Raw genomic sequence first — 6353 nt, forward strand, 5'->3', positions numbered from 1 at the left:
GACTCTCCCCGAAATTGGAGTTTCTGGGGAGATCTACCGCTGATCCATGCTGGGCTCTAAATGTGCGCTGTTCCTCTTCGTCACGATCCCCCTATCTTGGGATGCTCACATTTTCAAAGGAAGAGAATTCACCAGTCGAAAGCTGCAAGTCGTGACGTGATCGCCTATGGCTATTGCAGGCCAAGATCGGATAGCTGCTTAGGGTTTGCCTCATCTACGGCAATCAGATTGTGGCAAATCGTGCAATCATTTGTGATGCTCGCGCCGCCCTTCGTGTTGTGACTACCGTCATGGCAGCGGAAGCATCCGGGATAATCATTGTGCCCAAGATCATTCGGGTGCGTACCCCAGGCGACCTTCATGGAAGGGGAGACGTTAGCACTGTAGATCGAGACCAGAGCCTTGGCCGCCTGTTCAACGTCGGCATGCCGCTGGCTCAGAACATCAGGGTAATGTGAGCGATAGAAGTCCTCCAAACCGGCGGTGATCTTCGCAGCTGCATCTTCCTGGGAGTGGTAGGACGCTTTGATGAGAGCCAGTCCCTCTTTGTGAACGAACGGCAAAGAGGAGTTTGGGGCGCCCTGTGCTATCGCTTTATTGAGAGCGTTCTCTGGCGTATCAAGCGAATGAGCGGCGCGGTTGTGACAGTCCGTGCAGTCCATGAGACGTTTGGTGCCGGTCACGGGAGACTTCGCATCTGAGGAAACGTACTCTGTTCTGGATCCGTCGCTTTTGACCGCGGCGACCCACGGAATCGTCTGGTGAGTCGAATCGGTGGCGATGTACTCCACTCTGCCCAGGTGAGCGCCATGAATGCCACTTACGGTGCCCAGGCCGTTGCGGCCCCCCACATGCATGAGCACAATCGAGTGCGTGGCGGAGTTCTTTTCGTCGTCGCCGTAAGACGTTTTGAAGAGTAGCTTGTCGCCAATATAAGTCTGCGGGTTATGGCACTTGACGCAGGTCTTATCCGCCGGGGGAAGTCTGTCTTCCGGAAAGATTGGTTTCGGGTAGGTGTTTAACATAACCATAAACAGCTGCCTTGTTCCATTCATCTTTGCGTGCACATATCCGCCGAAACCACTGGCGACGTGGCACTCCGTGCAGGCCACGTTGGAGTGGTGGTAAGCAGGATAAGCGGCCCATTCAGGGGCCATCACGTGACAGGATTGTCCGCAGAATGACGGAGTGTCCATATAGGCCACCCCGCGGTAACTGGCAGTGCCGACAATGACAAAGTTGATGAAGGTAGCCACAAGAACAAAGTCAATAGCGCGGCGGAAAACGGGGTTGCTGAGCTCGATCTTGGGATAAGTAGGCGGCAGCTGCCCTGCCGCCCTCAGTTGCCGTCGTCGAAACCAGACGCCGATTGGAATGAGGAGCAGTCCGAGAATGAATAGCGCCGGAAGGCAGAGATCGACGATGATGCCCACGTAGGGATTTGGGGAGCCGCCGTGACCAATCAAATCGATAACCCAAAAGCCGATCAGAGTGAGCGCCGACGCGCTGGTGAGTCCTGCACCGGTCAGGCTTATCGGGTTGTTCCCCAGAAAAAACAGCGGCTGGAGCCGGCGTTCCTTGAAACTCCCTGAGCCATTCATCGTTCAGGCCTCGCGTTTACTTTTTCTGCAGAGTTCGTATATAGGCGACTACATCCTTGATCTGGGCGTCTGTCAACTTCCCTTTATAACCGGGCATCTTAGCCTTGCCGTCCGTAACGACGGCAATGAGTTCGGCGTCGGACATCTTGACCACATCAGGTGAATTAAACGGATTGGCTTTCATCGCTTTACCCGCGGGCGTGTTTCCCGACCCATCTGCGGCGTGACACATCGCGCACTTTGCCTTGTAAGTGTCGGCCCCCGACTGCGCGAGGCTCGTCACGCCCCCCGAAAGTAAGAGGATGCCAAGAGTTCCATAAATCGTGATTCTCATCTGCATGGGCAATGCTCCTTTGCACGGCTTTCCTGGTCTAGCCGGGCGATTATTGTTTTCAGTTGACGGCTAGAAAGCATAACGAACTGAGAGAGTGACGATATTGGCGTGGAAAGCGCGTGGAAGCGTAGGTCCGGCCGGCGCTCCTTCGCCGTAGCTGTAGTAGTTGTAGTCTCCTTTCCAAGTCCAGTTGGGAGCGAGATCGAATGCGACTCCGCCATAGGGGGTTTGATATTGCGACTGCAGCGAACCCGGAACCTGGCGAATATTGATGGGTGGGGCCGTGCCGTCGACGGAGGAGATGCGGTAGCCGCCGGTTGCGTGAAGCCTCTTTACCGGATTGAACACGAATCCGATGGAGGCGGAATTAGTAGGCTGGTCGTAGCGTCCGTTGGATTGGTAGGGCAGGCCGCTTTGCTGGCAAACCGGCGGGCTCGGTTGGCCGCCATCTACAGGCGCCGAAGAGTTGTAGCACATGTTCGTGCGAGAGTAGATGCTGTCGTACGCGTAGTTCAGATCGATGCCCCACTTTTCGCTGGGATGGATCGACGCCCCGAAGGAAAAATCCTGGCTGTGGGCGAAATGTTCAACCGTCTGGACGTTGTCGCTGCTTGTGAGGATGTTGATGGCTCCGTTAAGTTTTAGCCATGGACGAGGAGTATATGCGGTCCGCATCCGGTAGTGCTGCAGCTTGCGCGGGCTGATGCGGGTAAAGGCGTTGTCGGCGGACGTGACATCGGCGTTGAAGTTGATCCGCAACTCGGGCATTGGGGTGAGGGCGAGTCCGAACAGAGCCGTGTCCGCGTGGATGGGGACAAAGTCACCGCCAGCGTCGGTGATGATGCGGCTGCTATAGCGGTAACCCGCCGTGACTCGAGCCTGCCGGGAAAGGTCCCAGATAGCAAGAAATGTATTGACCTTTGTCTTCTGGTTGACGGCTGTGTAGCCAGGCAGTGGTCCAGTTGTGGTGGTCGTCGTGGCGGCACCCGGCGGATTAAGCAATGAAGTCCCGGCGTAGTTCGTCTGGGTATAGCTGAAGGACGCGGGTTGACGGAAATACCAGAAGTCGAAGACGTCGCTAAAAGCGAGTTTGGGAGTAACCTGCCAGGTGATGCCATAGTCCGCGTTGACATTGATGCGTCGGGCGCTGCCCGATGCCGTGATCACCTGCTCTCGAGTTCCGTTGATGAGACCGTTGAAATTCTCATGGTAGTTATCCAGATGACTGGTTGTGCCCATGTACATGACGCGTCCATTCATGCTGATGTTCCGGAGGGATGTGCTCTGAAATCGAAACTGCTCACTTGGAAGCAGGGTGCGTGTGGGCGCGGAACGGGTGTAGGCAAGATAGCTGTTGCAGGTCGGCTTGACACTTCCATTCGGATTGAAGGGTGCGGCGCATGGTGCATTCCAGACGGACGATACATCGACTCCGAGAGAGACTGGCGTGCCGCTGGAGAGGTTGTAATTGAGCCCCGAAAGCTCCAAGTTCGTGTTTCCCTTGTAATGCGTGATGAACTCGTCGAAGCTGATGGTTGTGCCTTCCAGCGGCTTCCAGTCGATGCCGGCGTTCCAGACATCCGTAGAGACGCGCCAGTTTTGAAGCATGAGGCCATCGAGGCCGTTGCCAATGTGGTACGAAGTGTAGGTTGGTCCCTGGTTAATGTTCTGAAAGTAGCCAAAACGTGCGCGAACGACAGAGAGCGGCGCCACAGTGAGATTTACATCTGTCATGCGGCGCACAGTGTTATAGAGGTGCGGCGAGTTGAGTCGGGGAACGAAGGGTTGAGACTCAGGCGGGATCAGCGGATTGGCCAGCAGGTCGTAATCAAAGTACTGGCGATCGCGGCGGAAGCTTCCATGGAAATCGTAAATACGACCCTTGGAGAGGTTCATAACTGTGGCATCATAAGGATCTCCTCCGTACCCGAAACTGCTGGACGAGAGGCGATCGAACAGAAACCCGTGAGCCGGGTTCACCGCGACCATCTCTATGGTGCTGTTGAGGATGCGCGGCCCCGACTGGATGTTGACCAATGTGTTGTACATCGCGCCACTGCCGGACTGATTTACGATGTGCCCGCCGAAATCGATCGACTGATGAACAAGGTATCCGAAACGAATGTTGTCTTCGGGCGAGGGTGGTGGCGTCGTATCCTGCCCGATAGCGGGAGAACCGGCCACAATTCCTGCCGTGAACACGATGAGTGAGAGCTCCCGAGCAATGCTCTGGAGAGTCAATCGGCGCGGTATCGAAAAGGTTGCGCTCATCATGCCAGTCATCCTTACTTGAAGAAATCTTTGTTGACATTGGAACCGTGAATCTGCACATGGCATATAGTGCAGTTCTGATACTGGTTTGCCTGGTTATGAAAAGACGGCGGTGCCGGAGCCGTGAAAGTCATCGAAGGTGAGTGGCACTGCAGGCAGAGGCTGTTTACGTTGTTGCGAGTGAGCAGGCGGGGATTCGCCGATCCGTGCGGGAAATGGCACGATACGCAGCCTTCAGTCTGGACGGGAGGGTGCTGGTATACGAACGGACCGAGAGTGTCGACGTGGCACTTCGTGCAAATCGCGTCCTGAGTCGCACTCGTATGAAGCATTTTGGGCTGGAAGGTGCCGTGCGCGTCGTGGCAGTCACTGCACTTCATTAATCCTTCATCGACCTTGTGGTGGAAAGGCTGCATGAAAGAAGACTTGACGTCTGTATGGCACTGATAGCAGAGATTCGGCTCCTTCGCTTTAAGCATTCCCGTCGGAGTTTCAAACTTGTGGGCGCTGTGGCAGCTCGTGCAGCCTATCTTCGCTTCGCCGTGAGCGGTCCGCATGAAATTGGGGTGCGCACTAGCGTGGCAACTCAGGCACTTGTCATCGACCTGCTTGGGCGTTGCCTTTGTGAATTGAAAGATCTTGGTCGCGTCCCCGCCGCTTTCCATATGGGCCTTACCGGGTCCGTGGCAGCTTTCGCATGTCACACCCTTGCCGCCGTGCTCGAGTGCCAGCTTGGCATGCGGATTCCTGTTGAAGCCCTTCACCTCGTCCTGATGGCACGTGGCGCAGGCCTCTGCTCCGACGTAGTCCGCCGGATTCACTGCTGGTTTTGGGGAAGACACTACGGCTTGCGACTGTGCCGCAGAAGCGACGTGCGTTAAACTCGCCGCGCCAAACCAGCTGAGCAGTGCAAGGATCGCTACGCTAGAACGAGAAGGCCGCATGTCGCGTCACCTCAAACTTGCGATGGTAACGACCTTGCGGCTGGGGCCCTGGACCCGCTGGTTCCTTCTCAAAGCGCCATGCGTAAAAGTGCACCATACAGCTCTCCTCACCTTTTCTGGCCTGCATGTATGCAATCGCAATGCCACGAGCAGAGAACTGGACAAACTACCAGTTGAGATAGACAGATCTCATCACTTTTGTTGCGCGTGCAACCGAGCCGCAACGTTCTAGCGAGCGGCACAGCACCTGAGTATCTGCACTTACTCCACTAAACTCGGTACACCAGCGCCGGTTCGGACTCCATCGCATGCAATCCGAACCGGGTGCCGGCTCTCGTAGTAATTCATCGGGTTCACATTGACCTTTTGGGGCAGCGCAGCCAAAACAGTGCCCCTTTTGGGGCAGCGCAGCCGAAACAGTGACCCTTTGGGGTGCCGAGGCTCGGCGGCAATTGTCGAGTCTTGGCGGTATTGACCTCCAACCCAAGCCGAGCCATCAACGCCAGCATTTCCCGGACGGCAGCAGATCACGAGTCGAGTCGCCCGGGGGAATTGCACCCCCAGGCGCTCACAGAATCCGGACTTGAACGTCTCCGCTCATCCGGCTCTTATCGTCCAGTCGACGCCTGATGCACCAAAGACCAATGAGCAAATAGCCGCGGGTCTCTCGAAGCAGTCTTGCAAACCCATTGCTCTGCTCTTCGCCGATGTCGTTTCAGACGCTTGTATTTCGCCATCGCCCAATGCGCTAAGCATTGGTCCAGATAGCGCAATGCCGGATAAAGTGCCGATTTGTAGTAGCGACCATAGTACGTAATCCACCCCCGGATGATGGGGCTGAACATACGTGCCAAGTCGTCTATCCACCGGTCGACACGACAGCGCAACTGCCACCTGCGAATCTCCTCTCGAATTGCCTTCGTCGCAGCATTGCTTACCCCCGGACTGAAATTGACGAAGAACTTCCCCCAACGATTCTTCGATCTCCTGGCCCGAAAGCTATAGCCGAGGAAGTCGAATGACTCGTTCTGAGAGTTCCCGCGCCGGTCATCATCCTTGCAGTAGACGATCTTCGTCTTTTCAGGATGAAGTTGCAGTCCGCATTCAGCAAAGCGCTTTTCAAGCGCATCTCTGAGGTCCTTCGCCTGCGCCTCACTTACGCAATGGCAGAGAGCGTCGTCAGCGAACCGTTCAAAGGGGATG

5 protein-coding genes are annotated in these 6353 nt (G+C 55.9%); all 5 read right to left on the reverse strand.

The window, feature by feature from the left end:
* Window positions 1-170: 170 nt before the first annotated feature.
* The 5 genes from Q363_RS29900 to Q363_RS47185 all read right to left on the reverse strand — a co-directional run bounded on the left by Q363_RS29900 (window position 171) and on the right by Q363_RS47185 (window position 6352).
* Window positions 171-1601 carry a NapC/NirT family cytochrome c gene (locus Q363_RS29900; RefSeq protein ID WP_051979539.1) on the reverse strand — a complete coding sequence of 477 codons (1431 nt, stop codon included), beginning with the start codon at window positions 1599-1601 and terminating at the stop codon, window positions 171-173.
* Between the two features lie 16 nt (window positions 1602-1617).
* Entirely contained in the window at window positions 1618-1941 is a 324-nt protein-coding gene (locus Q363_RS29905; RefSeq protein WP_051979540.1) for a c-type cytochrome, read from the reverse strand.
* Window positions 1942-2004: 63 nt separating this feature from the next.
* Window positions 2005-4209 (reverse strand): outer membrane protein, encoded by a 2205-nt coding sequence (locus tag Q363_RS29910; RefSeq protein ID WP_157467888.1) that lies wholly within the window; start codon window positions 4207-4209, stop codon window positions 2005-2007.
* A gap of 11 nt (window positions 4210-4220) precedes the next feature.
* Window positions 4221-5150: a DmsE family decaheme c-type cytochrome gene (locus tag Q363_RS29915; RefSeq protein ID WP_084080913.1), complete on the reverse strand. Its 930-nt coding sequence runs from the start codon at window positions 5148-5150 to the stop codon at window positions 4221-4223.
* 608 nt (window positions 5151-5758) lie between these two features.
* Entirely contained in the window at window positions 5759-6352 is a 594-nt protein-coding gene (locus tag Q363_RS47185; protein WP_084080914.1) for a group II intron maturase-specific domain-containing protein, read from the reverse strand.
* Between the last annotated feature and the right edge of the window lies 1 nt (window position 6353).

Source organism: Edaphobacter aggregans DSM 19364 (assembly GCF_000745965.1).
Taxonomy (GTDB): domain Bacteria; phylum Acidobacteriota; class Terriglobia; order Terriglobales; family Acidobacteriaceae; genus Edaphobacter; species Edaphobacter aggregans.